Below are 26,826 nucleotides of genomic sequence, written 5' to 3' on the forward strand. Positions count from 1 at the left end.
CGCTCGACCGCACACGGAGCTCCGGCCATGTCAGCACACGTCCAGGTCCCGCCCTTCGTCGTGATCCCGGGTGGCCAGGTGCAGCAGGTGCTGCACGAACGGCAGCAGGAGGTCGTGGACATCGTCGCGGACACCTACCGGCAGCACGGCGCCGGTGGCACCGTCAACCCGCCGTCGTACTTCCTGCGCTTCCCCGACCGGCCCAACTCCCGGATCATCGCGCTGCCCGCCGCGCTCGGCGGCGACGCCGCGGTGGACGGGATCAAGTGGATCTCCAGCTTCCCGGACAACGTCGCGGCGGGCATCCCGCGCGCCTCGGCGGTGCTGGTGCTCAACGACCACGACACCGGCTACCCGTTCGCCTGCCTGGAGAGCTCGGTCATCAGCGCCACCCGCACCGCGGCGTCGGCCGCGCTGGCCGCCGACCACCTCAGCCGCGGTCGGCCCGCGCCGCGCCGGGTCGGGTTCGTCGGCACCGGGCTGATCGCCCGCTACATCCACACCTACCTGTCCGCGACCGGGTGGTCGTTCGAGGAGATCGGCATCCACGACCTGTCCGAGGAGCACGCCGCGGGCTTCGGCGAGTACGCGGCCGAGGCCGAACCCGGCGCGAAGATCACCGTCCACACCGATGCCGACGGCCTCATCCGCACCAGCGACCTCGTGGTGTTCGCCACGGTGGCCGCCAAGCCTCACGTGCACGACCCCGCGGCGTTCGCGCACCACCCCCTGGTGCTCAACGTCTCGCTGCGCGACCTGTCCCCGGACGTGGTGCTCAGCGCGGCGAACTTCGTCGACGACGTGGAGCACTGCCTGAAGGCCGACACCTCGCCGCACCTCGCCGAGCAGCGCACCGGGCACCGCGATTTCCTGGACGGCACCCTCGACGACGTCCTCGCCGGGCGGGTACGACCGCCCACCGACCGCACGGTGATCTTCTCCCCCTTCGGGCTCGGCGTGCTCGACCTGGCCGTGGGCCGCTACGTCTACGAGGAGGTCGTCGCGCGCGGCGAACAGCTCGTCGTGCCGGACTTCTTCGCGGAACTACGCCGGTACGGCTGACCGCTGGGAACGGAGACAGCTCGGTGCCCATCATCTCGCGACCCGACGAGTTCAACGCCGAAGACCTCTACGTCGACCTCCGCGCGGAGTTCGGCATCCCGCTGTACCTCAAGTGCGAGGGGTTCAACTTCGCGGGCTCCATCAAGCTCAAGGCGGCCCGAGCGATGGTGGCCGCGGCGCGCCGGTCCGGACGGCTGCGGCCGGACTCGATCCTGGTCGAGTCCTCCTCCGGCAACCTCGGGGTGGCGCTGAGCGTGATCGCCGCCAGCCAGGGCTTCCGGTTCGTCTGCGTCACCGACACCCGGTGCAACCTGGCCACCCGGCAGCTCATGGAGGCGCTCGGCACGCACGTGCACACCATCACCGAACCGCTGCCGGAGGGCGGGTTCCTGGGGGCGCGGCTGGCGCACGTCCGCCAGCTGTGCGAGGGCGATTCCCGCTACGTCTGGCTCAACCAGCACGCCAACGAGGACAACTGGGCCGCGCACTACCGGGTCACCGCGCCCGCGATCGCCCGCGCCTTCCCCGCACTGGACGTGCTGTTCACCGGTGCCGGCACCACCGGAACCCTGATGGGGTGCGCGCGGTACTTCAAGCAGTTCCGCCCAGCCACGCGGATCGTCGCGGTCGACTCGGTCGGATCGGTCACCTTCGGCGGGCCGGAGCGCCCGCGGATGATCCCCGGTCTGGGCGCCGGAATCCGACCGCCGCTGCTGGATGAGTCCTATGTGGATGACGTGGTGCACGTGGATGAGACGGATACCGCGGACACCTGCCACCGGCTGGCCGGCGGCGGGTTCCTCTTCGGCGGTTCCACCGGAACGGTCGTCAGCGGCGCCGCCCGCTGGCTCGCCGAGCACGCCGCGGGCCGGGAGACGACCGCGGTGGCGATCGCACCCGACCTCGGTGAGCGCTACCTCGACACGCTCTACCAGAACACCTGGGTCGAGCAACTGCACCACAACGCCCAGCGCGCGACGACGTGAGCAGCGCGACGCGAATTCACCTGGAACTTAAGGATCTTCTGCACCACGAGCGCGAGCTGCTAGCTTCGCGTCAGCTCGACCAGCGCCCTCGTTCTCCACCCGCGGCCGACGGAGTTGAACTCCCGCGCCGATCAGCGCGCCGCACCAGGGCCACGACATGCCGAAGGGATCGAGATGAGCCGCACCCCGAACCTGTCCGATCGCACCGGCCGACCGCGACGACCGGAGTCCATCCGGTTGCACTGCAACGAGAACCCTTACGGCCCGCCCCCTGGCGCGGTGGCCGCCGCCGAGCAGGAGCTGCGGTCGGCAGGTCAGTCCTACCCGGACAGCGACTGCACCCAGCTGCGCCAGCGCATCGCCGAGTTCCACGACGTGCGCCCGGACATGGTCGCGGTCGGCAACGGCGCGGACGAACTGGTGCTGCTCACCGCGATGGCCTTCCTGAAGCCGGGAACCCCGGTGGTGCTCACCGATTCCACCTTCCCCGGCTACGCCTCGGCCGCCCGCTCGGTCGGCGCGGACATCCGGTCGATCCCGCTGGCCGACCACGCGATCCCGGCGACGGCGCTGAGCTCGGCGCTGACCGACGAGGTCGCGCTGACCTACGTCTGCAACCCGCACAACCCGACCGGGAGCGTCCTCCGGCCGTCCGAAGTGCTGCAGATACTCGACCGCGCCGAGGACCGCAACGTGATCCCGGTCTTCGACGAGGCCTACATGGAATTCGCCGGACCGGACCACGAGTGCGCGCTGGACGCGGTGCGGGCCGGGCGCAGGCTGCTCGTCCTGCGCACCTTCTCCAAGGCGTGGGGACTGGCCGGGCTGCGCGTCGGCTACCTCATCGGCCACCACAGCCTCGTCGCCGAGGTGCTGCGCGCCCGGCAACCGCTGCCGTTCAGCGTGAACCGGCTGGCGCTGCGCGCCGCGGAAGCCGCTCTCGATCACCCCGAGCACATCGACGATGTCCGGGCGCGGACCGCGGCCGCACGCGACCTGCTGTGCGAGCGCCTCGCCGCGCTCGGCGTGGCCACCACCCGGTCGGCCACCAACTTCGTGCTGGCCCGGCCACCGGGCAACAGCAACGAGATCGCCACCCGGCTGGTCCACGAGCACGACGTCCACGTGCGCGACCTGTCCATGTTCGGCCTGCCGGGCCACCTGCGGATCACCGTGGGCACCCCGGAGCAGGTCGCGGCGCTGGGCGACGCGCTCGAATCGATCCTGCCGGACAGCGCCGCCCGCAGCGATCTCAGCAGCGGGCTGGGCGCGCCGGACGGGCGGATCGAGGTCGCCACCAGGAAGCCGCTGGACCACATCAACCTGTTCAACGGCTACGTCGGTGCCACCGTCGTCTTCGCGCTCAACGAGCTGGGTGCGTGGCCACCGCTGCTGTCCGGGGTGCAGCGGGTCGACGCCCTCGCCGAGAAGCTCGGTGTCGAGCGCGGCAAGCTGCTCGTGCTGCTCCGGGTGGCGGCGCTGCTGGGCCACGTCGAGCTGCACTCGGCGACAGCACCGGCCGACCCGGGCACCGGCAGCACCGTCGCGCTGTCGCCGGCCGGCCGCGAACTCGTCCGCCACCGGGGCTTCTTCACCTGGGGCATCGGCGGCTACCACCAGCTCCTGCACGGCCTGGCCGACATCGCCCTGGGCAAGGCGGCGTTCGGCGAGGACATCCCCCGCGACGGCGCGAAGGTCGCCACCGGAGCGGGGATGGTCGGCAGCGAGCTGATGGCGCCCGTGGAGCGGGAGGTCTTCGCCGACATCGACTTCGACAGCGTGGCCGACCTGGGCTGCGGCGACGCCACCCGGCTGATCCGGATGTGCAGCGGCTCCGAAACGCGCCGCGGCGTCGGCATCGACATCGACGACGGCGCCTGCGAGGAGGCGGTCAAAGCCGTCGCCGACTCCGGCCTCAGCCACCGCGTCGACATCGTCCGCGGCGACGTCCTGCAGCACATGGGCGGGCGCACCTTCCCGGGCGTGGAGCTGGTGACCAGCTTCCTCATGATGCACGACCTGTTCGAGGCCAGCGGGGACCCGGCCGGGACCATGCGCACGCTGCGCGAGCTGTTCCCGGACGCGAAGTGGTTCCTGATCGGCGACACGGTGGGCCAGCGCTGGGACGACCCGGCGGCCGAACTGCCCATCTTCTCGATGGAGTTCGAGCTGGTGCACGCGTTCATGGACACCCCGATCGCCACCGCGCAGGCCTACGAAACCGCCTTCGCCGCAGCGGATCTGCGCATCCACCGCCGCGAGCCGTTCGGCGCGCCGTCGACCTGGCTGTGGCTGCTGGCCGCCGACTGACTCCGCACTTAATTTCACCCTGCCCTGAACTGATCGACGCGAGTGAACATGTCGTCCCGGACGGTGGGAACTCCCCTGCCGGGCCCGTTCTCGAGTGCGCGGTGCACGCGACCGTGCCAGGCTCGGCGCTGCATGATCGTCTCGCCCGGGGAGTGGATCGGTGCCCGCGGTTCGTCTTGGTTCGGTTGTCGCGCTCGTGGCGGTGTTGTGCGGGGTCCCGGCACCGGTTGGCGCCGCACCGCCGGAATCCGCCCAGGACCTGGATGTTCTGTTCGTCGGGGCGCACCCCGACGACGAGGCCTCGCTGCTGTCGACCTTCGGCCGCTGGGGGCACGACCACCAGGTCCGCACCGGCGTCGTGACGATCACCCGCGGCGAGGGCGGCGGCAACGCCGTCGGGCCCGAGGAAGGACCGGCGCTGGGGTTGCTGCGCGAGGCCGAAGAACGCCGCGCCGTCGGTGGCCTCGGCATCACCGACGTGCACAACCTCGACGAGCCCGACCTGTACTACACGGTGAGCGCACCGCTGACCGAGCAGGCCTGGGGCCACGACGACGTGCTGTCCAAGCTCGTCCGGGTGGTGCGGCGGACCCGGCCCGAGGTCGTGGTCACCATGGATCCCGCCCCCACCCCGGGCAACCACGGCAACCACCAGTACGCGGCCCGGCTCGCGCTCGAGGCCTACCGCCTGGCCGCCGATCCCGCGGCATTCCCCGAGCAGCTCGGGGAGGAAGGCCTCGCGCCCTGGTCGGTGCGGCGGGTGCTGTCCAACGCAGCCGGGGCCGAGGAGGAGGTCCGCGGGCCGGACTGCGAGCAGCGCATCACCCCGCCGGAGTCGCCGGGACCGGAGTACTACGTGCACGGCATCAGCGGGGACGTCAACTGGGAGCAGCGGGAGCGCGTGGCCGAGCGCGAGTACGCGAGCCAGGGCTGGGCGTCCCGGCCGGACGTCCCGAACGATCCCGCGCAGGTCGGTTGCGACCACCTCACCGAGATCGCCAACCGGGCACCGCACGTGCCGGGAGCGCAAGGCGCGGACGCCCCGCTCCTCGGCGCGCTGCTGCCCGTTCCCGGTGGCCTGCCGGTCGGCACCGGGCTCGTCGCTACCGCGGCCCAGCCGCGGATCACCCCCGGCCAGCGCACGGAGGTCCACGTCGAGGTCACCGCGCCGCCGAACACGGCGCTGCAGGCGGGCCGGATCGCCCTGGACCTGCCGCCGGGATGGGAGGTCCAGGGCGACGGAGCGTTCGGGCCGCTGGAGCCTGGTGCGACCGCGCGGACCGGCTTGTCGGTGGTGACCCCCGGTGATCAGAGGCCCGCGCGGGTTCCGGTGCCGGTGCGGGTCGAGTCCTCGCAGGGCCGCGCGGACACCGAGCTCAGCTTGGACGTCGTGCCGCCTGTCGTGGCCGAGCAGGAACCGCTTCCGGGCGTCGCGGAGTTCCAGCGATGGGCAGACCGGACGCGGTTTCCCCTGCTGCAGAACAAAGTTCCGCCGGTGCGCACCGTCCCGGCGCTGGGCGCGCAGGACGTGCGCGTGGTCGTGCACAACTACAGCGCACGATCCCGGTCCGGTGTGGTGGAGTTCGCGCCACCGCAGGGATTCGAGGTGCCGAACGCCGAGCAGCGCTTCACCGGCCTCTCCCCCGGCGCAGAGGAGACCCTCACCTTCGGAGTCCGCAGCACCGACCCGGAGATGCCGACCGGAACGCAGGGCGGCGATCACGCCTACTCGCTGACCACCCGCACCGACGACGGCGCGACCGGCACGCGGCCCGCAGCCTTGGAGCTGGTGCCGACCACCACCATCCCGCAGGCCGCAGTGCCACCGGTGGTGGACGGCAACGCCGACCCGCAGGAGTACCCCGGCGCGCCGTTGGACGTCTCGTCGCTCTGGGAGGGCGAGCAGTGCGCCGCCCCGGACTGCGCTGCCACCGCGAGGTTCTCCTGGCACGGCGACACGCTGCACGCCCTGGTCGACGTGGTGGACGACCAGCAGGGCGCGCTCCTGGCTCCCGACGACTGCAAGCGCCACTGGCGCACCGACGCAGTCGAGATCACCCTCGATCCGAAGGCGGACGCGGAGAACACGTCGAGCACGTTCAAGCTCGCGGCGCTGCCGAGCACCCGCGACTCCGGGCCGCCCTGCTACGCCAGGGACGCCGACAACCACCAGGGGCCCGGCGAGGACACCGCGCCCGGTGTCGAGCTCGCGGCCACCCGGCGCGACGGCGGTTACACCGTAGAGCTGGCCATCCCGCTGCGGGACCTGCCCGGCTCGGTCGACCCGCGGCGGTTGGGGCTCAACGTCCTGGTCTACGACTCCGACAGCCAGGACCTGACCGGCCAGTCGCGGATCGGCTGGTCCACCTGGGCCGGTGTGCAGGGCGATCCGTACCGCTGGGGCCGGGCGATCCTCCAGGATCGACCCGCGGACCCGCCGACACCCGCCCCGGCTCCGGTGCTCCCGCTGGACGCGTTGTCCTCTGTGGACTCACCGGGGAGCATCGCGCAATCGGTCCGGCTGGGGACGTCGCTCGGCGGCGCTCCCCCGGCCGGTGATTCGGCCGCCCGGATCGCCAGCGCCCGCGCGCATCCGGGCGAGGTGCGCACAAGCCTCGACGTGAACGGCCCGGGGCGGGTCCACCTGTTCGTGCTGGACGCGGGCGGGGCGGTCCTGGCGGAACGGCAGCTCGACGTCGACGGCCACGGCGAGCGGACCGTGCCGGTCCAGGTCCCCGGCGGCACCCCGTCGAAGGTCCTGGTCGGCTTCGCCGCGCCGGACGGCGCTACCGCGGCCTCCGCCGCCGAGGTTCGCCAGCCGGTCTAGCGGCGAGAAAACCCGGTGCGTCCGGGTGAGGCGGTGCTGTATCGTGTGCGCCGTGAACTCTCCCGAGGCGTCAAGACGCTAGCCGCTCAGCACTCGCGCTGAGCGGCGGAGCCCTGTTGCCGCGCAACGCTCATGCGCGTTGATCGTCGCGAGCTGCTCCGCCTCTGCTTCGTCTTGTCGTTTCCTCGCACGTCCGCGGCCGGTTCGCGCTGGACGGGCGTGCCTCGTCGTTCGGGAGAACGTTCAAGTGCCTTTCGTCGTCTTCGTGCTCGCTGCCGCGGTGTTCGCGCAGGGCACGTCCGAATTCATGCTGTCCGGGATGCTGGCGGGCATCGCGGCGGACAGCGGTGTGTCGCTCGGCGAGGCCGGGCTGCTGACGTCGGTGTTCGCGGTCGGGATGGTGATCGGCGCGCCCGCCATGGCGATGGCCGCCAGCGCCGTTCCCCGCCGGGTCTCGCTGCTGGGGTTCCTCGCCCTGTTCGCCCTGTGCCACCTCGTCGGGGCGACGACCGCGAACTTCGCCGTGCTGCTGGGCACCCGCCTGGTCGCGGCGGTCGCGAACGCGGGTTTCCTGGCCGTGGTGCTCGCGAGCCTGCCGGTGCTGGTCCGCCCCTCGCTGGTGGGGCGGGCGACCTCGGTCATCCTGTCCGGCGTCACGATCGCCTGCATCGCCGGGGTGCCCGCAGGAACTGCCTTGGGCCAGCTGTGGGGCTGGCAGTCGGCGTTCTGGGCGATCGCCGCGCTGAGCGCGGCGGCGCTGGTCGTGCTGTGGCCGACGACCTCGGCCTTCTCGCGCTCCGACGCTCCGGTCGCGACGGCTCCGGTGTGGACCGAGTGGCGCACGCTCGCCCGACCCCGGCTCCTCGTCGTGATCGGCATCGGGGTCCTGGTCAACGCAGCCACCTTCGCCGCGTTCACCTACCTGGGCAGCATCACCACCGCGGTGACCGGTCCCGGTAGTTCGTGGGTCCCGGTGTCGCTGGCGCTGTTCGGAATCGGCTCGTTCCTCGGGGTGACCGCCGCGGGCCGCTACAGCGACCGGTACGCACAGCGGATCATCACCGGCGGCGCCGCCGTGGTGACCGCGTTGTGGCTGCTCGCCGCCTTTTCCGCGCACGTCCTGCCCGGGGTGCTCGCGCTGGCGCTGGTGACCGGGGCGGGATCGTTCGGCGTGGGCTCGACGGTGATCGCCTCGATCGTGTCCTCGGCGTCGGAAACGGCCCCGCGCATCGCAGGTGCGGTGGCCACCACCGCGTTCAACCTCGGAGCCATCGCGGGCCCCGCCGCAGCGGGCATCGTCGTCGGCGATGCCACCCAGGCCCACCGGGCCTTCTGGGTCAGCGCGGTTTTCGCCGCAGCCGCAACGTTCGTGGTCTTCGCAGCGCGGCGCAGCGTGGCCCGAGCCAAGGACGCGGCTGAGGCCTAGCGACAGCGAGCACGGGCCAGGCGTTCGAATCGTCTGCAACGCCTGGCCCGGTACCCCCCCCATGACGAAAATCCACCAGGGAGTTGACGATGTCGAACGGATGGGACCTGATCGTGGTGGGCGCCGGATCCGGCCGGTGCGGTGCTGGCCGCCCGCTGCGCTGCACGCGGTGAACGCGTGCTGCTGCTCGAAGCCGGGCCCGACCACCGATCCGCCGAGCTGCCGGAGGTGTGGCGCTCCCCGAACCCGCTCCGCGCCCTGCTCGATCCCGGCGCGAGCGGGGATCTGCTGCAGCGAGGCCTGCGCACCCGCCGAACCGAGCGGCAGGAGGCAGCACCGTGCATGCAGGGCCGCGGTGTCGGCGGCAGCTCCTCGATCAACGGGCACATCGCCATCCGGCCTCCGGTCGAGGACTGGGTGCGGATGGGGTGCGAAGGCTGGACGCACGCCGAGGTTCTGCCCCACTTCGTCAGGTCCGAGGACGACGCCGACTTCGCGGATCAGCCGTACCACGGGCGCGGCGGACCGATCCCGGCCCGGCGGGACCCGCAGGAGTCGTGGGGTCCCGCGGACCGCGCGCTGCACGCCGCAGCCTCGGCGGCGGGGTCGCCTGGTCGCCCGGCGTGAACGCGCCAGGTGCCACCGGTATCCAGTTCCCGGCGGCGGTCGAGCACGACACCGCGCTGGACGAGCTCCTGCTCCGCACGGTCACCGACGGCCAGCACGCGACCAGCACCTGCCGGATGGGGAGCCCGACCTCGGCGACCACCGTCGTCGACCCCCGCTGCCGCGTGCTGCACGTGGTGGACGCGTCCATCTTCCCCACCTGCCCCCGCGCGAACCCGAACCTGGTCACGATCGCGGCAGCGGAGCTGATGGTCGACCGGCTGATGCGCTGAGGTCACGAACCGGTCGGGCTCGGGTGCGGCTCCTGCTGGTCGGCGCGGCGCCCGTGCGCGGCGATGCGCCGGGCGTCGCGTTCCGGGCGGACGAAGGCGAAGGCCAGCAGGCCGCCGACGAGCATCAGGGTTCCCGGGATGGCGAACGCGAGCGCGAACCCCGTCGCCGGATCGGCCGCCGATTCGACGATCCGGCCCGTCACGTAGGGCGCGGCGAGACCGGCGAGCGTGACCAGCCCGACGGTCATCGACATCACCGCACCGCGCTGGGCCGGTGGGGTGATCTCGGCGTTGATGGTCTGACCGATGGCGAACTTGACGGCACCGATGCTGAAGGCGACGGTGATGAGCGCGATCTTGAGGGCGGGGTGCGACACGACCGGGACGAGGAGCATGGCCGCGCCCGCCAGGAAGACCGCGCAGCCGCCGAGGATTCCGCGCGACACCCGGCTGGACACCCCGCGGTGCATCAGCCACTGCGTCAGCGCGCCCTGCCCGAAGGTCGCGACGGTCTTCAGCACCCAGGGGGCGGTCACGATGGTGCCCGCGGCGACCGCGCTGTAGCCCAGCGAGGTCTCCAGGTAGGACGGCACCCAGGCGAGCAGCAGCGCCGAGGTCCAGTAGGCGCCGAAAGCACCGACGAACCCGGCCAGCCAGGTCCCGCTGAGCAGGATGCGCCGGTAGGGAACGCGGAAGTCCGCCGCTGGCTCCGGTTCTGCGCTGGTCCGGGCGCTCGCGCGGTCGGCGGTGCCCTCGCGGCCGACCACCGCCCAGATCACGCACCACAGGACACCGACGACGAACAGCGACAGGAAGGCCCAGCGCCAGCCGAAGTTGATGATGACCAGGGTCAGCAGCGGCGCGGCCACCACCCCGCCCAGCCCGCCGCCGCCGGAGATCAGCGCGCTCGGGATGCTGCGCTTCTCGTTGGGGAACCACTTGAACGCCGCGTGCATGGCCACCGGCTGCGCAGGACCTTCCGCCGCGCCCAGGACGATCCGGCTGGCCAGCAGCGCGGCGAACCCGGCCCCGGCGACCACCGGCAGCTGGGTGAGGCCCCACACCAGGGCCATGCCGAACAGCAGCCACCTGGTCGGGAAGCGGTCGGCGAGGAACCCGACCGCCACGGCCGAGACGTTGAACAGGAAGAAGAACGAGCTGGCCAGCAGTCCGTACTCCGAGTGGGACAGGCCGAGCTCGCGCATGATGGGGTTGGCGGCCAGCCCCAGCACCGCCTTGTCCGCGTAGTTGATCAGCATGAACACCAGCAGCATCGCCATGACGACCCAGGCCCGGGAGCCGGGCTTCGCCGCGATGTCGGGATTCGGGGACTCCATCGTCGCTCCAGGGGTGATCAGGCGGTGAGCAAGTCCTTCGCGATGCCGTTCTTCTGGATCTCCGAGGAACCGGTGAGGATGCGGAACATGCGCAGGCGGCGGAACAACCACTCGACCTCGCTGCCGCGCACCAGTCCCGCCTTGCCGTGGATCTGCACGGCCTCGTCGGCGATGCGGAAGGCGTTCTCGGCCACGAAGAGCTTGCACATGAACGCCTCGGTGCGCGGCTTGGCACCCGCGTCGAGCGCGGCCAGCGCGTCGTAGGTCATGCTCCGCGCGGCGTAGTAGGTGGTGGCCAGGTCCGCGATCTTGTGCTGGACGGACTGCAGCGCCGCCAGCGGCGCGCCGAAGGCCTGGCGGTTCTTGGCGAAGTCGACGGTCAGCTGCAGCGCGCGCCGCGCGTTGCCGAGCACCGTCGGGCAGTGCAGCAGCCGGTTGGCCGTGACCCGGCCCAGCCCGACCCGCAGCCCGTCACCGACGCGGCCGAGCAGCTGCTCCGGGCCGACGTAGCAGTCCTCCAGGACGATGTCGCTCTCGATGTGCTGGCCGGACATCGGGGTCTGGCCGTCGAGCACCGCGCACCCCGGCGAGTCCAGGTCGACCAGGAACGCGGAGTAGGACTCCTCGGTCCCGGCCATCCGGGCGACCAGAACCGAGAAGTCGGCGAACGGCCCGGCGGAGGAGAACACCTTGTGCCCGCTGATCCGCCAGCCGTCGCCGTCCGGGGTCGCGGTGGTCCGCATCGCGCGCACGTCCGAGCCCGCGTCGGCCTCGGTCAGCGAGAAGCAGCAGGCCCGTTCGCCCCGGATCACCGGCAGCAGGTACTTCTCCAGCTGGACCTCGGTGGCGAACTCGAAGATCGAACCGGCGCGCAGCGGCCCGCCCATGTCGCCGAGCACGGAGTGCGACAGGACGCGCCCCGAAGCACCGACCTCCTCCTTGAGCGCGGCCAGCTCGGTGAAGGACAGCCCCTGGCCGCCGAAGCGCTCGGGCAGGTGGATGCCGTAGAAGCCGAGCTCGCGGCTGCGCTTCCACACCGGTTCCAGCACCTCGCGGCCCAGCCGCGTTTCCGGGGTCAGCTGGCGGTCGGCCTCGTACTCGGCGAGCTCGCCGCTCAGGAAGTCGCGCAACCGCCCGACGAGATCGGCCAGGCGCGGGTTGTCGTCGTAGGTGGGGGTGAGCGTGAACGTCATGATCGTCCCTCCTCAGTGGACCTTGCGGTCGCTGCCGACCCAGTAGCGGTCGCGCACCGCGCGGCGGTCGATCTTCCCGTTGCGGTTCACCGGGAGTTCGGCGGCGAAGTCCACCGTCTTGGGCACCTTGTGGCGGGCCAGCTTCCCGGCGCAGAACTCGACGAGCGCCGCAGCAGACGTCGTTTCGCGGGTCACCACGACGGCCTTCACCGCTTCGCCCCACGTCTCGTCCGGCACGCCGACGACGCAGGCCTCCGAAACCGCCGGGTGCTCGTAGAGCGCCGCTTCGACTTCGCTGCAGTAGACGTTGAAACCGCCTGAGATGATCATGTCCTTCTTGCGGTCCACGATGAACAGGTAGCCGTCGACGCGCAGGTAGCCGATGTCGCCCGTGTGCACCCAACCGTTGCGGAACGTCTCGGCGCTCAGCTCGGGTTCCCGCCAGTACTCCCGGACGCAGTCCGGCCCGCGCACCACCACCTCGCCGAGCTCCCCGGCCGGAACCGGGTCGCCGTCGCCGTCCACCACGCGCACCTCGGTGTCGTAGACGGGCCGACCGCAGGAGGACAGCAGTTCCGGATCCTCCTCGATGCCGCGGACGACGTCCTCCGCGGTGAGCACGGTGACGCCGCTGGTGGTCTCGGCCTGCCCGTAGCCCTGCATGACGACCGGCCCGAACGCGGCGACGGCCTCGCGCAGCCGCTGCGGCGAAACCGGCGCGCCGCCGACCCGCAGGCAGGTCATCGAGGACACGTCCGCGGTCTTCAGCTCAGGGTGCGCGAGGACCTGGTTCAGCATCGTCGGCACGAGGAAGGTGGAGGTGATCCGCTCGGACTCGACGGTGCGCAGGAATTCCCCGGCGTCCCAGCGCGGGAGCACCACCACGCTGGTGCCGCGGGAGAACGCCGCCAGGAGCCCCATCCCGGTGGCGTGCGTGATCGGTCCGGCGGCGAGGTAGCGCTCGGCGTCTCCGGGCCGGTGCTCCGGGGTCATCAGCCGCTTGCGCATGTTCGCCAACCGGTTGCCGGTCGTCTGCACCGCGGCCTTCAGCGATCCGGTCGAGCCGGACGTGAAGTTGAGGACCGCCGGGTCGTCCTCGGCGACCTCCACCGCGACCGGGTCCTCCGCACCCGCAGCCAGCAGGTCGGCGTAGTCGCCGTCGTAGTCGACCACCTCGCACGCCGTTCCGGCGCGGTCCACGACCTCGCGCGCCATCTCCACGTGCGCCGCGTCGGTGAACAGGACCCGGACCGAAGCATCGGCCAGGACGTGCTCGACCTCCCCCGCGGCGAGCCGGGCGTTGATCGGCACCCGCAGGAACCCGCCCTTGCAGAGGGCCATTTCGGTCTCGACCAGCTCGGCGCAGTTCCCGGCGAAGGTCGCCACCGCCTGCCCCGGGCGGATTCCCCGCGCCAGCAGCGCCGAAGCCAGCCGGTTGGCGCGCGCCTCCAGCTCCCGGTAGGTCCACCGCCGATCGCCGCACGCCAACGCCTCGCGGTCCGGCCAGAAGGTGCTGCTGCGGGTGAGATAGCTGCCCAGGTTCACGTCGACTCCCAAGTTTCACGTCACGTCGACCAGTAGTAGACACGATGTCTACTAACGCACGACCTGTCAATGGTCGAGTACACTGAGCGGCCGGAACGAGGAGCACGAAAGGCCTGCCATGTCGACCGAGGACCGGCGCAGCCGCCGCACCCGCCGCCTCCTGCGGGACGCCCTGGTGTCCCTGGCGCTGGAACGCGGCTACTCCAACGTGACGGTGGAGGACATCACCGAACGCGCCGATCTCGGCCGGGCGACCTTCTACAAGCACTACGCGGACAAGGACGCGCTGCTCAGCCGCGTCGTCTCCGACCTGCTGGAAGAACTGCACGCGAGACTGCTGCCGCTGGTGCCGACCTCATCGGTGGGCTTCACCGGGAAGCCGGTGCTGGAGCTGTTCCGGCACGCGCTCGAGGAGCGCGACGTCTACCGGGTCATCCTGCGCGGCGAAGGCGACGGGCGGGCGCTCCAGGAGTTCACCGACGCGCGCACCGCCGCAGCCGCGCACGTGTTCCGAGCGCGCGCCGAGCACCACGGCGTGTCCCCGAGGATCGACCTGGACGTGCTGGCGCGCGCCTGGGTGGGCGAGCAGATCGCGGTGATGCGCTGGTGGCTGGAGACCTCCCCGCCGCAGCTCTCGCCGGAGGAGGTCACCGGCATGCTCCTCGACCTGTCGCTGCGCGGCCGCTACTGGGCCAACGGTTTCGACGGCGCGCCGCCCGACCGCGCCGAGGAGATCCCGGCGGAGGACTAGGCCGCAACCGTGCAGCACTCGGGGTTTCGTCCGCGACCTGGCCGGTGAACAGCTACCGGACGTGGGCGCCCGCGGCGGGGCCCGCTGACCGTCCACAGTGTCCCGACCGAGGACTTCCGCGCTGCGGAGCGCGGAACGGCCGCTCAACGTCGGCTTTCCAGCGCCTTCACCGCCGCCGAGGTGCGATCGGCGACATCGAGCTTCCTGAAGATGTTGCGCATGTGGTTCTTCACGGTTCGCTCTGAAATGCCGAGCGACTTGGCGATCTCCCGGTTCGAACCGCCGCGCACGAGGTAACCGAGCACCTCGTGCTCGCGGTTCGTCAACTCGGGAAGCGCTTCACCGTCGGGCACCTCGCTCGATTTCCCCGCGGCACCGGAGTGGTGGAGCTGGACGCGCAGCACCACCAAGTGCCCCACCTGTTCCAGGACGTGGCGCAGCGCGCGGGAGTGCTCGACGGCCTCCACCAGCAGCGCGGTGATCGCCCGGTCCAACGCCTGATCGTACGAAAGGGCCATCGAGTCACTCCACCTGTGCGAGTGGTCGCTGGTGCACGAGCACGCAGCGAAGCGAATCCATTCCGATGACCACATTTTCGTCCGCGCGGATCAGAACGTTTCCCGGCCCGGGCACCGTTCCCCCGAATGCCGATGAGATTGACGCGAACAGCCCAGCGCGCGCCCGAACCCGGTACCCCGGCCCAGAAGTCGTGGGCCGAATTGTTCATGGTCTCGATCTCCGGGCAACCGTAGGTTCGCGTTCGTCGGCCCAGCAACCATCGAACAGGGGGAGCTACGAATGCCAGTTCCGTCAGGCGCGAAAGAGGGACCATCCCGTCCCCGACCGTCCGGTTCCCCAGGCAGAATCCCGCGGCACGGCATGGATCCCGCCGCCGCGGCCGCGGCCGTGCGGCACCGGTTGCGCGACGACGCCGAACCCGCGCGCAACCTCGCGACCTTCCTGACCACGTCCTTCGAACCGGAAGCCGAACGGCTGCACAACGCCTACCTGAACCGGAACCTCGCCGATCGCGAGCAGTACCCGGCCGTCGACGAACTGGTTCAGGAATGCGTCCGCATCCTCGGAGAACTCTGGCGCGGCGACCACACCCGCGTCGTGGGTTCGGCCACCACCGGCTCGAGCGAGGCAGCACTGCTGGCCGGGCTTTCCCTCCTGCACCGCTGGGAGGAGCGCGCCGGGTCCGGGGTTCGACGTCCCAACCTGGTGATGGGTGCGGGTGTGCACGCCTGCTGGCGGAACTTCTGCCGGCACTGGGGGGTCGAACCGCGGGTGGCGCCCGCTCGGCCTGGTTGCATCGGGCTCGACGGCGCTGCCGCGGCCGAGCTGAGCGACGAATCCACCATCGGTGTCGTGGCCGTCCTGGGCGGCACCCTGGACGGGCGCTACGAACCGGTGCTGGAGATCGCCACCGAACTGGACCGCGCGGCCGCGCAGTCCGGGATCGACGTGCCCGTGCACGTCGACGCGGCCGGGGGCGGCTTCATCGCGCCCTTCCTCGATCCGGAGCTGGAGTGGGGCTTCGACCTTCCCCGGGTGGTGTCGATCAACGCGTCGGGGCACAAGTACGGCCAGGTTCCGCCGGGACTGGGGTGGGTGCTGTGGCGCGACCGGGACCACCGGAGCAGGCGGCTCGGCTTCCCGGTCAACTACCTGGGCAGCAACCACACATACCACGAGTTCAGCTTCTCCCGCTCCGCCGCGCCGGTGGTCCTGCAGTACTACAACTTCCTCCGCTACGGGTTCGCCGGTTATCGGCGCATCCACGCGCGTTCCCGATACCTGGCGCAAGACCTGGCCGAGCGGCTCCGCGCGACGGGGCGGTTCCGCTTCCTGGGCGACGGCCGCGACCTGCCCGTGGTCGCGGTGACCGCCGAACCCGATCTCAAGCTCTCCCAGCTGGCCCGGCAGCTCGGCGAGTGCGGCTGGGCCGTGCCCGTGTACCAGTTGCCGCCGGACCTCGACGAGCTGACCGCGATGCGCGTCGTGGTGCGCAGCGATCTGCACCCCGCGGACGTGTCCTCGTTCGCAGCAGCCGTCGACCAGTTCACCCGTTCGACCAAGTGAGGAGCAACCATGCGTCCGATCCGCGTTCTCGGCAGGCTCGCGCACGACGAACCGCCCCGGCCAGGTTCAGGGCTGCGGCTGGCGATCTTCCAGGCGGAGAACCCCGCGGGCTCGCCGCAGGCAGTCGTGGACAACCTGGCCAGGATGGAGCAGGCCGTCGCACTGGCCGCGCGCTACCGCTGCCAGCTGTGCGCCTTCCCCGAGTGCTACAACACCGGGTACTCGCTCGGCCCGGACGAGTGCGCACAGCTGGCCGAGCCCAGCGACGGCCAGTCGGTGCGCGCGGCGGTGAAGCTCTCGCAGCAGCACGACATCAGCATCGTGCTGCCCTACGTGGAGCGGGCCGTCGACGGTGCCCTGCACGACTCGGTGGCACTGGTCCACGATGGACAGCTGGTCGCGAACTACCGCAAGACGCACCTGTACGGGGCCGCCGAGCGCGCCAACTTCACCCCCGGCGACGAGCTGCCACCGGTGGTGGAGATCAACCGGTTCCCGGTGGGGGTGCTCAACTGCTACGAGTGCGAGTTCCCACCGCTGTACCAGGACTTGGCGCGGCGCGGTGCCCGGCTGATCGTCGGACCCACCGCGGCCGACCGGCACTTCGTGCTGCACGACGGGTCGCCGACGCGAGTGCCGTACCCGGACGCGACCGAGCACATCATCCCGGCGATGGCCGCGGTGTGGCGGGTTTTCGTGGCCTACGCCAACCGGCGGGGGTGGGAGGTCTCCGAACGCGGGCAGTGGGAGTACCGGGGCAATTCCGGGGTCTGGGGCCCGGACGGGCTCCCGGTGGTGTGCGCCGGGCCCGACGAGCAGACCGCGGATTCGCTGCTGATCGCCGATTGCGTGCCGGACGCGGTCCCGCCGTTCAGCCCGGAGGGCGACCACCTGAGCAACTCCCGGCTCCCGGTCGCCGACCGGCTGCTGCCCGCGCGCTGACTCACCGGCGACTGCGCGCCACCTCGGACATCGGTGCCAGCACCACGCCCTCGGCGGCGAACCGGTCGCGGATCGCCTGCGCGACGGCGACCGCGTTCGGCCGGTCTCCGTGCACGCAGATGGTGTCCGCGTCGACCTCGACCCGGCGGCCCGAGGTCGAGGTGACCGAGCCGTTGAGCACGGCGATGGCCTGCTCGGCGCACAGCTGCGGTGGTTTGGCCTGCGGGTCCGGTTCGATGATGATGTGGCCGGTGTCGTCGTAGTCGAGGTCGGCGAACGCTTCGCGCACCACCGGGAAGCCGCGATCGGCCAGCGCGTCCGCGACCGGACCGGCCAGCAGCACGACCCGCACGTCCGGTGCCGCGGTGGCGAACGCCTCGACGATCGCTTCCGCGACACCGGCATCGCGCGCGGCGAGCCCGTACAGCGCCCCGTGCGGTTTCACGTGGGCGACCGCAACTCCGTGCAGATCAGCGATCGCCCGCAGGGCGCCGAACTGGTAGAGGCACGCCTCGGCGGCGTCCTGCGGGCTCATCGCCATCGCTCGTCTGCCGAACCCGGTCAGATCGGGGAACCCGGGGTGGGCGCCCACCGACGTCCCGCCGTCGCGCGCCAGCTGCACGGAACGGCGCATGGTCGCCGGGTCTCCCCCGTGCCAGCCGCACGCCACGTTGACCGAGGAGACCAGCGGGATGAGCCCGGCGTCGTCCCCGAGCCTCCACCGGCCGAAGCTCTCGCCCGCGTCGGCGTTGAGATCGATGAGCGTGCGCACTTTCCATGCACCTCCCGGAAAGGCCCCGAATCGCCGATCGTAGTCGGCAGCCCCGATGAGCGCAGCGCTGTCGGCGGCGCGACCCGACCCCCACTCGAACGTGGGTTTTGCGGCCACGGCGGCGATGCACGCCGGGAGTCCGCGGCGCATCCTTTCCTTGCTGCCGGTAGGTGAGGAGGGGCACCGTGACCGCGACGAGGGTTGAACTACCACCCGCCCGGTACGAGTTCGGCGGTGACGAATTCGTCTTCGTCGAGCTCGACCGCGAGATGAGCCTAGAGGCGAACTTCAAGGCGATGGCGATCACCGGTGCGCTCGAGCAGCTCGACCTCGACGGGATCATCGACATCTGCCCGTCCAACGCCTCCTACCTGATCCGGTTGGACCCCGACCGGCTGCACCCCGCCGAGCTGGTGGAGCGGCTGGCGGAGCTGGAGCACTCCGCCGGGGAACTCCCGGACGACTACACCGTGCGCACCCGCGTGGTCGACGTCCCGATCCTGTTCGACGACCCGTGGACCCGCGAGACGCTCCTGCGGTTCCGCGACCGCCACCAGGACCCCGCGGTCACGGACCTCGAGTACGCCGCCCGGATCAACGGGCACCCCGACGTCGGCTCGCTGATCGACGCGATCACCTCGGCACCGTTCATCGTCACCATGCTCGGGTTCGTCCCCGGGCTGCCGTTCTGCTACCAGATGGTCCCCCGGGACCGCCAGATCGAGGTGCCCAAGTACGTGCGCCCGCGCACGGACACCCCCGAGCGCGCGTTCGGCTTCGGCGGTGCGTTCGCCGTCGTCTACCCGGTGCGCGGGGCCGGTGGGTACCAGCTGTTCGGCATCGCCCCCGCCCCGGTGTTCGACCTCGCCCAGCGGTTGCCGGACTTCGCCGACCGCATCGCGTTCCCGAAGGCCAGCGACATCCTCCGGTACCGGGCGATCGGCCTCGACGAGTACGAAGCCGTCCGGGCCGAGGTCGACGCCGGCACGTTCCGCTACCGCGCGCGCGACGTCACGCTGCGCCCGGCGGAGTTCCTCGCCGATCCCGACGGCGTCAACGAACGGCTGATGGAGGTGCTGTACCGATGAACGAGCTGATCGTGCGCTCGGGCGGCCTGTCCACGACCGTGCAGGACGCCGGGCGGCACGGGCAGTACGCGATCGGCATGCCGCCGTCCGGCGCCCTGGACCTGTACTCCTACGAGATCGCCAACGTGCTGGTCGGCAACCCCCGCGGTGCTGCCGTGCTGGAGGCCACCTACCTGGGCCCGGAGCTGGAGTTCACCGACGCGCGCCACGTCGCGGTGACCGGGGCGGACTGCGAGGTCGTGATCAACGGGCAGCCCGCGCCGACCTGGCAGCCCCTCCGGGTGGAGGCCGGTGACGTGCTGGCGGTGCCCCGGGTCCGGCGCGGCGCCCGCCCCTACCTCGCGGTCGCCGGTGGGATCGACGTGCCGCCCTACCTGGGATCCCGGTCCACCTACATGCTCACCGGCATCGGCGGCTTCCACGGCCGCGCGCTGAACTCGGGTGACCGGCTGCCGCTGGGCGCCGCCGCCCCGGCAGCCGTCCCGAGCGCGGAGCTGCCCGGCGAGCTCCGCCCGGACTTCCCCGAGGTCACCGAGTTGCGGTTCATCGTGGGGCTGTGCGCCTACCGCCTGACGACGGACGCCCTGCGGTCCTTCCTGGACACCGAGTGGCGGGTCACCAAGGACGCGGACCGGGTCGGCTACCGGCTGCGCGGCGGGTCGCTGGAGTTCGTGGAGCGGGAGCAGCCCTTCGGCGCGGGCAGCGACCCGGCCAACGTGGTGGACCTCGGCTACCCGGTGGGTTCGGTGCAGGTACCCGGCGGTGACGAGCCGATCGTCCTGCTCAACGACGCCGTCACCGGAGGCGGTTACGCGACGATCGGCACGGTCATCTCCGCGGACCGGGACCTCGTCGCGCAGACGCGCACCGGAAGCAGGGTGCGCTTCACCGCCGTGGATCTCGACGCCGCGATGGCGGCGCGGCAGGAACGACGTGCGCGGCTGGCCAAGGCCCGTGTCGCGCTCGACGCCGACCCGAGCTGAACCTGGAGGAACGATGTCCGCTGTCGACGCCCAGATCCCGGGCGTGTTCTACCGCCGCCCGTCCCCGGACGCGGATCCCTACATCGAGCCCGGAAGCGCGGTCGAACCGGGGCAGACGCTCGGTCTCATCGAGGTGATGAAGACCTACAACGAGATCAAGGCGGAGACCGCCGGGGTGATCACCAAGGTCCTGCTCGACGACGGCGACGAGGTCGACGTCGGGCAGCCCCTCTTCGAGCTGGACGAGGCATGACCGCGCTGCGCCGCGTGCTGGTGGCCAACCGCGGCGAGATCGCGGTGCGGATCGTCCGCGCCTGCCGCGTCGCGGGCGTCGCCGCGGTCGCGGTCTACTCCGACGCCGACGAGCACACCCGCTGGGTGCGGATGGCCGACGAGGCGCTGCACATCGGCCGCTCCCCCGCGCAGAAGTCCTACCTCGACGTGGAAGGGCTGCTCAAGGCCGCCAAAGCGGCCGAAGTGGACGCCGTGCACCCCGGTTACGGGTTCCTCGCGGAGAACTCCGAGTTCGCGCGGTCGGTGCGCGACGCTGGTCTGGTGTTCATCGGGCCACCACCGGAAGCCATCGACCTGATGGGGAACAAGGCGACCGCCCGCCGCACGGCGCAGTCGGCGGGGGTGCCGGTGGTGCCGGGCAGCGGCCCGTGCAGCGACCGCGCCCAGGCGGAGCGGGCGGCGGCCGAGCTCGGCTACCCCTTGCTGGTCAAAGCCGCTGCCGGGGGTGGTGGCCGGGGAATCCGGCCGGTGCGCGACGCGCGGGAGCTGGGCGATGTGCTGCCCGCGGCGCAGGCCGAGGCGCAGGCCGCCTTCGGCGACCCGACCATCTATCTGGAACGCGCCATTCCGCGGGCTCGGCACGTCGAGGTCCAGGTGCTCGCCGATGAGCACGGCAACGTCCGGCACCTGTTCGAGCGGGACTGCTCGGTGCAGCGGCGCCGCCAGAAGCTCATCGAGGAGGCACCGGCGCCGCAGCTGTCCGGGCGGGCGCGCCGAGCCATCGCCGACGCGGCGGTCCGCCTGGCCGAGCACGTCGGCTACCGCAACGCCGGAACGGTCGAGTTCCTGGTGGACGCCGACGAGAACTTCTACTTCATCGAGATGAACACCCGGATCCAGGTCGAGCACCCGATCACCGAGGCGATCACGGGCGTCGACCTGGTCGCCGAACAGCTGCGCATCAGCCGTGGTGCGCCGCTGTCGTTCGACCAGGAGTCCGTCGAGGTGCGCGGTGCCGCCGTGGAGCTGCGGATCAACGCCGAGGATCCGCGACGCGGCTTCGCCCCGACGCCCGGCCAGGTCACCGCGTTCGAGCTGCCCGGCGGCCCGGGGGTCCGGTTCGACACCTGGATCGACCCCGGCGACCGGGTCAGCCCCTTCTACGACTCGCTCATCGGGAAGCTGGTGTGCTGGGGCGCCGACCGGGAGCAGGCCCACGCCAGAGCCCGGCAAGCGCTCCGGGAGTTCCGCGCCGAAGGCATCGCCACGACCGCCGACCTGCACGGGCGCCTGCTCGCCGAGCCGGACCTGCGCCGCGGCCCCGTGCACACGACGTGGCTCGAGCACCTGCTCTCGGAATGACCCGCCCTCCGCACGTCCGGCTCGGCCGGTGGCGGTGCGCGGCGACCGGCCACGAGGCTCAAGGCACCGGCGGTCAGCGCGGTCGTCCCGCGCCCACCTCCACGTCCAGCCGGATCTGGTCGCGGTCGACGTCGAGCGCCGCGTGCACGCGGTTGAGCACCGGCAGGTTCAGCTCCGCGCGCGCGTCGGCGACGTGCTGGGTGCCCGGCGGGATCAGCGGGAGCGGGGGCAGCGGGCCGTCCTCGTCCACCGGTGGTTCCGGAACCGGGTCCGGTCCGGGTTCCGGGGGCGCGGGCGGCGCCGGTGGCGGGGCCACCGGCGGGACGACCGCCGGTGGTGGGGTGCGGGCGGCCGGGACCTGCTGCTGCTCCGGGGTTTCCGGGCTGACCGGCGCGGCCGCCAGCGGCGGCGGGTCGGTCTCGTTCGCGGCCAGCGCGATGCCCAGCGCGGCCAGCGCCGCCAGCACCGCGCCACCGGCCGCCAGGCTCTTGCGCGGGTTCGACCGCACCGCCCCGATCACCCCGGCGCCGACCAGGCCGCCGCCCGAGGCAGCGAGGTAGCCGCTGGCCGTCGCGGTCCCGCCCAGCACGATCGGCGCGACGAACACCTTGAGCGAGCCGTTGATCTCCATCAGCTCAGCGGCCACCGCCGAGCACCGGTCGCAGTCGTCCAGGTGGGCGTTGACCTGCGCCGTCTCGCGCTTGGACAGGCCTTCCCTGGTCCACGCGCCCAGCCGGTCGATCGCCGAGCGGCAGGCGTCGGGCTCGGCGGCCATCTTCATCAGGTGGACCTGCAGGTACTGCTGCTTCAGGCCCTCGCGGGCCCGGTAGGCCAGGGCGGACACGCCGTTGGCCGTCATGCCCAGCATCGGCGCGACCTTCGACGGGGACTCGCCCTCGATCTCCACGTGCCAGAGCACCATCTGCCACCGCTCCGGCAGCCGGTTGAACGCCTCCGCGATCAGCGACCGCTCCTCGTTCTCCACCGCCGGGTCCCGGAACGGCTGGCTGATGTCGATGTTGGGCACCGTCTCCACGTCGTCGACGGTCTGCGTCCGCTTCGCCTTGTTCGCCCGGTCGTAGGCGCCGTGCCGCACCGCGGTGAGCAGGTAGGCGCGGAAGGCGTCCGTCGGGCCCCGGCCGTCCCGCAGCAGCCCGAGCACCTTCGCGAACGCCTCGGACACCACGTCGTCGGCCTCGGCCTGCGACTTGGTGACCTGCCGGGCCATCGCGTGCGCGGCACCCACGTGCCGCTCGTACAGGAGCCCGAAAGCCTCGCCGTCCCCGCCGCGCACGGCGTCGATCAGCTCGGCGTCGCTCGCCCCCCGGACCTGGTCTTCCTGCGGTACCGCCGCCACCACTCATCACCTCAACGCCACGTCTCCCAGCGGGAGAAGCGTATCCGGTGGCTGTTGCACCGAACAGGCGTTCTCGATCACGACAACGGCTCAATACCGGCTCGTCCCGGTGGACCAGTCCCTGCGATGTCGTGAGCGCGAAGCCGTGTTCCAGCACGGCTTCGCACTCACGACCCGGGGCGGGCTAGCTGCCACCGCCAGCAGGCTCGGGGGCGGCGGCGCGCTGGACCGGCTTCGCCGACGTGGCCCTCAGCGGGCTGTTGAAGATCATGTTGAGCACCACCGCCACGATCGCGCCCGCGACGATCCCGGTGCCGAAGACGGTCTGGAACCACTGCGGGAACTGCTGGTAGATCGTCGGGGCGGCCAGCGGGATCAGCCCCACCGCCAGCGAGACCGACACGACGAACATGTTGTGCCCCTGCTCCAGGTGGGCCCGCGAGAGGGTGCGGATACCGCTGGTGGCGATGCTTCCGAACAGCATCAGCCCGGCCCCGCCCAGCACCGGGTACGGCACCAGGGAGACGACCCCGCCCAGCACCGGGAACAGCCCGAGCAGGGCCATCACGCCACCGGCGACGGCGACGACGAACCGGCTGCGCACCCCGGTCAGCGACACCACGCCGACGTTCTGGGCGAAGGCGCTGGTGGGCAGGCCGCCGAACAGCGAGCCGACCGTGGTGGCGATGCCGTCCACCCGCAGGCCGCGGGTGACCAGCTTCTGCTCCACGTCGCGGTCGCAGATCTCGCCGATCGCCAGCATCCCGGCCGAGCTCTCCGTCATCGCCACCAGGATCACGATGCACACCGCGAGGATGGCGGCCGGGTGGAACTCGGGGGCGCCGAACTGCAGCGGCATCGGCAGCGCGAACAACGACGTCTGCTCGAAGGTGGTGGTGTCCAGCATGCCGAACGGGGCCGCGGCCAGCGTGCCGGCGACCAGCCCCAGGATCAGCGCGATCTGCTTGAGGAACCCGCGCAGGACGCGCTGCAGCACGATGATCACGACGAGGGTGAACAGCGCGAGGCCGAGGTTGGCCGCCGAGCCGAAGTCGGGGGCGCCTTCGCCGCCCTGCACCCAGGCGACGGGCACGGTCATCAGGGACACGCCGATCAGGGTGATGACCACACCGGTGACCAGGTGCGGGAAGAAGCGCATCAACCGCCCGAAGAACGGTCCGACCGCCAGGCAGAACAGCCCGCCGACGAGGACCGCGCCGAGCACGGTCTGGATCCGGTGGCCCTCCGGCGCGGAGTGCGCCACCGTGAGCAGCGAGGCGAGCCCCGCCGAGGAACTGGCGTTGACGAAGGGCAGCCGGTTTCCCGCGAAGCGGCCCGCGCCCAGCGTCTGCAGCAGGGTCGCCAAGCCCGCCACCAGCAGGCTCACCGAGATCAGCACAATCTGGTCGCGCTGGTCCAGCCCGCAGGCGGGGCCGATGATCAGGGGCGGCGCCACCACACCGGCGTACATCGCCCCGACGTGCTGGAAGGCCGCTGGGATCAACTGCTTGGCCGGCAACTTCTCGTCGACCGGATGGCAGGCCGCCGGGGTCGGATTCCCCTGCGAATTCATTGCCATGCCCAGTTCCCCTTTTTGAAAGAACGGATGCCCCGGTCCGCCGCGGACGGGGGCCGTGCTGTTAGCGTCGGCCGCAGGGCTGGCGGCACCGAATGGTCCGCCACCTCTCCCGCCGTCGCGTTGTCGTCCGACGCGGCGGGACGGCCGTTCTCCGGCGTGAACCGGCCGGTGGGCCGGCTCCGATGCCTCCTCCCCGGTGAAGAGCTCGGTGCCGCAGGCGCTTTTTCGCCGTTGGGCACGAGCAAGCTACGTCCGGAATCCAACTCGCGTCAACATTTTGTTGAACTTCCGTTTCGCGGAATTGATCGGCGCGCCGCGGCTTTCCGGCGGGAGAAGAAAACGACAGCTTCTTCCCGGAAACTCCTTGAACGGACGGCGGAACGCTGCTACTCGGAACCGCATTTCTCGATTCAGCCGCATTCCGCGGCCGATCACGCTCCGTGCAGCGCGAGGTAAGGGGCCAGCGCGACCAGGGTGACGACCAGCGCGTACTTCAGGCCGCGAGCGGGCAGGGCGCGGGCGATCTTCCAGCCCAGCAGCACGCCAGCCAGCTCGGGGACGCCGACCAGGGCGGCCAGCGGCCAGTTGATCGAACCAGCGGCCAGGTAACCGATCGTGCCCGCACCGGCGATGACGATCGACTGGGCCTGGGCGGAGGCCAGGGATTCCAGCACCGGCACGCCCAGGACCACCAGCAGCGGCACGGTGAGCATCGGCCCGCCGATGCCCACGACGCCCGCGGCGACCGCCACCGCGAACCCGAGCCCGGCCACCAGCAGCGCGGGCGGGTGCGCGCGGGCGTCCCCGGGGCGGCGCCATTCGCGGTAGCAGACCAGCGCCGCCACCAGGGCGACGAACGCCCCGAGGACCAGGCCGAAGACCTGCTCGGAAACCCCGGTGTTGATCAGGACGCCGAGCGGGGTGCCGACCAGCGCCGTGCCCGCGAGGATCAACGCCGTGCGCCGGGTTTCCGGTTCGCGCAGGTGTCCCGATCGGGTGTAGGCGGCGGTGGCCAGCGCTCCGGTCGCCACGTGGGTGACGATGGCCGTGCCCGCCACCTCCGCCGGGGACAGGTCGGTCAGGGCGAACAGCCCGATCGTGGGCAGCACCCCGCCCGGCCCCACCGCGGTGATGCCGACCCCACCGGCGAATCCGATCAGTCCTAACAGGACAAGGGTCGGGATCGTCGCTCCGTCCATCATAGACCTTCTCAGCTCTCTGCACGAAACCCGTTGGCACTGTTGACGATCTGCGAATCATCTGGTTCAGAGCGGGTTTTCGACCGGCGGGAGACCTCGGTGGAGCGTGGCGGTCAGCGCCATGCGGTCGGCCCGGATCCGGATCGACTCGACGTCCACCGGGCGCCCGTCCGCCGTGCGGGTCAGGCGTTCCAGCGCGAAAACCGCCGCGTGGTCGGGGATTCCCAGCAGCGCAGCGGTGTCCGGGTCGGCGTTGACCGCGTGCACCGCCACCTCGGCGGTGCCCAGCCGCTGCCCGGTGGTCTCCTCGATCAGGCTGAACACGTCCCGCCCGGCGAGATCGCAGTCCAGCAGCCGGAGGCCGACGTCGGCGGTGAGGTAGGTGGTGTCCAGCGACAGCGGCAGCCCGTCCAGCCACCGCAGCCGTTCCAGGTGCACGCCGCCCGCGGCCGGGTCGACCCCGAGCCGCTCGGCGATCGGGACCGGCAGCTCCGCGACCGGCCGGGCGGTGCGGACCTCGTTGGTGATCGTGCCGTACCCGGTCATCACCTCGGCCAGCCCGGCCAGCCGGTCGAGCCCGTGGCCGTACTTCGGCAGCACGACCCGCGTCCCCACCCCGGGCTTGCGCGTCACGACACCTTCCCGCCGCAGCAGCGCCAGGGCCTCCCGCACCGCGTTGCGCGAGGCGCCGAACTGCTCGCCCAGGCGCCGCTCGTCCGGCAGCACGCCGTCGGCGAACCGGCCCGCCGTGATCTGGTAGCGCAGCACGTCGGCCACCTGCCGCGCCCGTTCGGCGCGCGGCCGCGAGGACGTCCACTCCGCCGGGACCCACCGACCTGCCGCACCGCCACCCGTCTCGTCCACGACTGTGGACGCTACCGGGCGAACA

At 71.7% G+C, this 26,826-nt stretch carries 23 protein-coding genes; 14 read left to right on the plus strand and 9 right to left on the minus strand.

Annotation, left to right across the window (positions count from 1 at the left end; translation table 11 throughout):
• The first annotated feature begins 27 nt into the window (after positions 1-27).
• From sbnB to F1721_RS35150, 7 genes are all read left to right on the plus strand, one after another.
• The gene (sbnB, locus tag F1721_RS22625; protein WP_150068750.1) at positions 28-1,062 is read left to right on the plus strand and encodes a 2,3-diaminopropionate biosynthesis protein SbnB; all 1,035 of its coding nucleotides are present in this window, start codon (positions 28-30) and stop codon (positions 1,060-1,062) included.
• Between the two features lie 23 nt (positions 1,063-1,085).
• Complete coding sequence (sbnA, locus tag F1721_RS22630; RefSeq protein WP_150068751.1) at positions 1,086-2,048, plus strand: 2,3-diaminopropionate biosynthesis protein SbnA; 963 nt, start codon at positions 1,086-1,088, stop codon at positions 2,046-2,048.
• A gap of 174 nt (positions 2,049-2,222) precedes the next feature.
• Positions 2,223-4,358, plus strand: a complete 2,136-nt coding sequence (locus F1721_RS22635; protein ID WP_150068752.1) for an aminotransferase class I/II-fold pyridoxal phosphate-dependent enzyme — start codon at positions 2,223-2,225, stop codon at positions 4,356-4,358.
• Positions 4,359-4,518: 160 nt separating this feature from the next.
• Positions 4,519-7,185 (plus strand): sugar-binding protein, encoded by a 2,667-nt coding sequence (locus tag F1721_RS22640; RefSeq protein WP_150068753.1) that lies wholly within the window; start codon positions 4,519-4,521, stop codon positions 7,183-7,185.
• Positions 7,186-7,432: 247 nt separating this feature from the next.
• On the plus strand, positions 7,433-8,611 hold the full coding sequence (locus tag F1721_RS22645; protein WP_150068754.1) for a Cmx/CmrA family chloramphenicol efflux MFS transporter: 1,179 nt from the start codon (positions 7,433-7,435) through the stop codon (positions 8,609-8,611).
• 177 nt (positions 8,612-8,788) lie between these two features.
• Complete coding sequence (locus F1721_RS35145; RefSeq protein WP_246155248.1) at positions 8,789-9,238, plus strand: GMC family oxidoreductase N-terminal domain-containing protein; 450 nt, start codon at positions 8,789-8,791, stop codon at positions 9,236-9,238.
• Entirely contained in the window at positions 9,235-9,510 is a 276-nt protein-coding gene (locus F1721_RS35150; protein WP_246155249.1) for a GMC family oxidoreductase, read from the plus strand. The genes F1721_RS35145 and F1721_RS35150 overlap by 4 nt, the downstream gene beginning before the upstream one ends.
• Positions 9,511-9,512: 2 nt before the next feature.
• Here F1721_RS35150 and F1721_RS22655 read toward each other — a convergent pair whose 3' ends face one another.
• Genes F1721_RS22655 through F1721_RS22665 form a run of 3 tightly spaced genes read right to left on the minus strand, consistent with a single transcriptional unit; the run spans position 9,513 to position 13,585 of the window.
• Positions 9,513-10,847 carry an MFS transporter gene (locus tag F1721_RS22655; RefSeq protein ID WP_150068755.1) on the minus strand — a complete coding sequence of 445 codons (1,335 nt, stop codon included), beginning with the start codon at positions 10,845-10,847 and terminating at the stop codon, positions 9,513-9,515.
• A gap of 17 nt (positions 10,848-10,864) precedes the next feature.
• Positions 10,865-12,040, minus strand: coding sequence for an acyl-CoA dehydrogenase family protein (locus F1721_RS22660; RefSeq protein ID WP_150068756.1), 1,176 nt, complete (start codon positions 12,038-12,040; stop codon positions 10,865-10,867).
• A gap of 12 nt (positions 12,041-12,052) precedes the next feature.
• Positions 12,053-13,585 (minus strand): acyl-CoA synthetase, encoded by a 1,533-nt coding sequence (locus F1721_RS22665; RefSeq protein ID WP_150068757.1) that lies wholly within the window; start codon positions 13,583-13,585, stop codon positions 12,053-12,055.
• Between the two features lie 118 nt (positions 13,586-13,703).
• Between F1721_RS22665 and F1721_RS22670 the strand changes: the two genes are divergently transcribed.
• Positions 13,704-14,336 (plus strand): TetR/AcrR family transcriptional regulator, encoded by a 633-nt coding sequence (locus F1721_RS22670; RefSeq protein WP_150068758.1) that lies wholly within the window; start codon positions 13,704-13,706, stop codon positions 14,334-14,336.
• A 143-nt stretch (positions 14,337-14,479) separates the two neighbouring features.
• Here F1721_RS22670 and F1721_RS35400 read toward each other — a convergent pair whose 3' ends face one another.
• The gene (locus tag F1721_RS35400; protein ID WP_281288806.1) at positions 14,480-14,830 is read right to left on the minus strand and encodes a response regulator transcription factor; all 351 of its coding nucleotides are present in this window, start codon (positions 14,828-14,830) and stop codon (positions 14,480-14,482) included.
• 304 nt (positions 14,831-15,134) lie between these two features.
• Between F1721_RS35400 and gad the strand changes: the two genes are divergently transcribed.
• Positions 15,135-16,421 carry a glutamate decarboxylase gene (gene gad / locus F1721_RS22680; protein ID WP_150068759.1) on the plus strand — a complete coding sequence of 429 codons (1,287 nt, stop codon included), beginning with the start codon at positions 15,135-15,137 and terminating at the stop codon, positions 16,419-16,421.
• Positions 16,422-16,430: 9 nt separating this feature from the next.
• Positions 16,431-17,363: a nitrilase-related carbon-nitrogen hydrolase gene (locus tag F1721_RS22685; RefSeq protein WP_150068760.1), complete on the plus strand. Its 933-nt coding sequence runs from the start codon at positions 16,431-16,433 to the stop codon at positions 17,361-17,363.
• Between the two features lies 1 nt (position 17,364).
• Here F1721_RS22685 and F1721_RS22690 read toward each other — a convergent pair whose 3' ends face one another.
• Positions 17,365-18,135 (minus strand): LamB/YcsF family protein, encoded by a 771-nt coding sequence (locus tag F1721_RS22690; protein WP_150068761.1) that lies wholly within the window; start codon positions 18,133-18,135, stop codon positions 17,365-17,367.
• A gap of 185 nt (positions 18,136-18,320) precedes the next feature.
• On the opposite strand from F1721_RS22690, the gene F1721_RS22695 reads away from it, so the two are divergent.
• From F1721_RS22695 to F1721_RS22710, 4 genes are read left to right on the plus strand one after another with little or no spacing between them, the layout of a single operon-like run.
• Positions 18,321-19,223, plus strand: a complete 903-nt coding sequence (locus F1721_RS22695; RefSeq protein ID WP_150068762.1) for a 5-oxoprolinase subunit B family protein — start codon at positions 18,321-18,323, stop codon at positions 19,221-19,223.
• Positions 19,220-20,206, plus strand: coding sequence for a 5-oxoprolinase subunit C family protein (locus F1721_RS22700; RefSeq protein ID WP_150068763.1), 987 nt, complete (start codon positions 19,220-19,222; stop codon positions 20,204-20,206). Before F1721_RS22695 ends, F1721_RS22700 begins: the two co-directional genes overlap by 4 nt.
• Positions 20,207-20,219: 13 nt before the next feature.
• Positions 20,220-20,459 (plus strand): acetyl-CoA carboxylase, encoded by a 240-nt coding sequence (locus tag F1721_RS22705; RefSeq protein ID WP_150068764.1) that lies wholly within the window; start codon positions 20,220-20,222, stop codon positions 20,457-20,459.
• Positions 20,456-21,802 carry an acetyl-CoA carboxylase biotin carboxylase subunit gene (locus F1721_RS22710; RefSeq protein WP_150068765.1) on the plus strand — a complete coding sequence of 449 codons (1,347 nt, stop codon included), beginning with the start codon at positions 20,456-20,458 and terminating at the stop codon, positions 21,800-21,802. Before F1721_RS22705 ends, F1721_RS22710 begins: the two co-directional genes overlap by 4 nt.
• Positions 21,803-21,875: 73 nt before the next feature.
• Here F1721_RS22710 and F1721_RS22715 read toward each other — a convergent pair whose 3' ends face one another.
• The 4 genes from F1721_RS22715 to F1721_RS22730 all read right to left on the minus strand — a co-directional run bounded on the left by F1721_RS22715 (position 21,876) and on the right by F1721_RS22730 (position 26,801).
• On the minus strand, positions 21,876-23,159 hold the full coding sequence (locus F1721_RS22715; protein ID WP_150068766.1) for a sigma-70 family RNA polymerase sigma factor: 1,284 nt from the start codon (positions 23,157-23,159) through the stop codon (positions 21,876-21,878).
• Between the two features lie 184 nt (positions 23,160-23,343).
• The gene (locus F1721_RS22720; RefSeq protein WP_150068767.1) at positions 23,344-24,738 is read right to left on the minus strand and encodes a uracil-xanthine permease family protein; all 1,395 of its coding nucleotides are present in this window, start codon (positions 24,736-24,738) and stop codon (positions 23,344-23,346) included.
• Positions 24,739-25,169: 431 nt separating this feature from the next.
• Entirely contained in the window at positions 25,170-25,937 is a 768-nt protein-coding gene (locus F1721_RS22725; RefSeq protein WP_150068768.1) for a sulfite exporter TauE/SafE family protein, read from the minus strand.
• Positions 25,938-26,003: 66 nt separating this feature from the next.
• A complete protein-coding gene (locus F1721_RS22730) occupies positions 26,004-26,801 on the minus strand; it encodes a GntR family transcriptional regulator (RefSeq protein WP_211840571.1) in 798 nt (265 codons plus the stop codon).
• Between the last annotated feature and the right edge of the window lie 25 nt (positions 26,802-26,826).

The sequence above is a fragment of the Saccharopolyspora hirsuta genome, from assembly GCF_008630535.1.
Classification (GTDB): Bacteria; Actinomycetota; Actinomycetes; order Mycobacteriales; family Pseudonocardiaceae; genus Saccharopolyspora; species Saccharopolyspora hirsuta.

Coding starts and splice junctions, on each gene's coding strand:
- sbnB (WP_150068750.1), top strand. CDS start 28: ATGTCAGCACACGTCCAGGTCCCGCCCTTCGTCGTGATCCCGGGTGGC.
- F1721_RS22635 (WP_150068752.1), top strand. CDS start 2,223: ATGAGCCGCACCCCGAACCTGTCCGATCGCACCGGCCGACCGCGACGA.
- F1721_RS22655 (WP_150068755.1), bottom strand. CDS start 10,847: ATGGAGTCCCCGAATCCCGACATCGCGGCGAAGCCCGGCTCCCGGGCC.
- F1721_RS22660 (WP_150068756.1), bottom strand. CDS start 12,040: ATGACGTTCACGCTCACCCCCACCTACGACGACAACCCGCGCCTGGCC.
- F1721_RS22670 (WP_150068758.1), top strand. CDS start 13,704: ATGTCGACCGAGGACCGGCGCAGCCGCCGCACCCGCCGCCTCCTGCGG.
- gad (WP_150068759.1), top strand. CDS start 15,135: ATGCCAGTTCCGTCAGGCGCGAAAGAGGGACCATCCCGTCCCCGACCG.
- F1721_RS22685 (WP_150068760.1), top strand. CDS start 16,431: ATGCGTCCGATCCGCGTTCTCGGCAGGCTCGCGCACGACGAACCGCCC.
- F1721_RS22700 (WP_150068763.1), top strand. CDS start 19,220: ATGAACGAGCTGATCGTGCGCTCGGGCGGCCTGTCCACGACCGTGCAG.
- F1721_RS22705 (WP_150068764.1), top strand. CDS start 20,220: ATGTCCGCTGTCGACGCCCAGATCCCGGGCGTGTTCTACCGCCGCCCG.
- F1721_RS22710 (WP_150068765.1), top strand. CDS start 20,456: ATGACCGCGCTGCGCCGCGTGCTGGTGGCCAACCGCGGCGAGATCGCG.
- F1721_RS22720 (WP_150068767.1), bottom strand. CDS start 24,738: ATGGCAATGAATTCGCAGGGGAATCCGACCCCGGCGGCCTGCCATCCG.
- F1721_RS22725 (WP_150068768.1), bottom strand. CDS start 25,937: ATGGACGGAGCGACGATCCCGACCCTTGTCCTGTTAGGACTGATCGGA.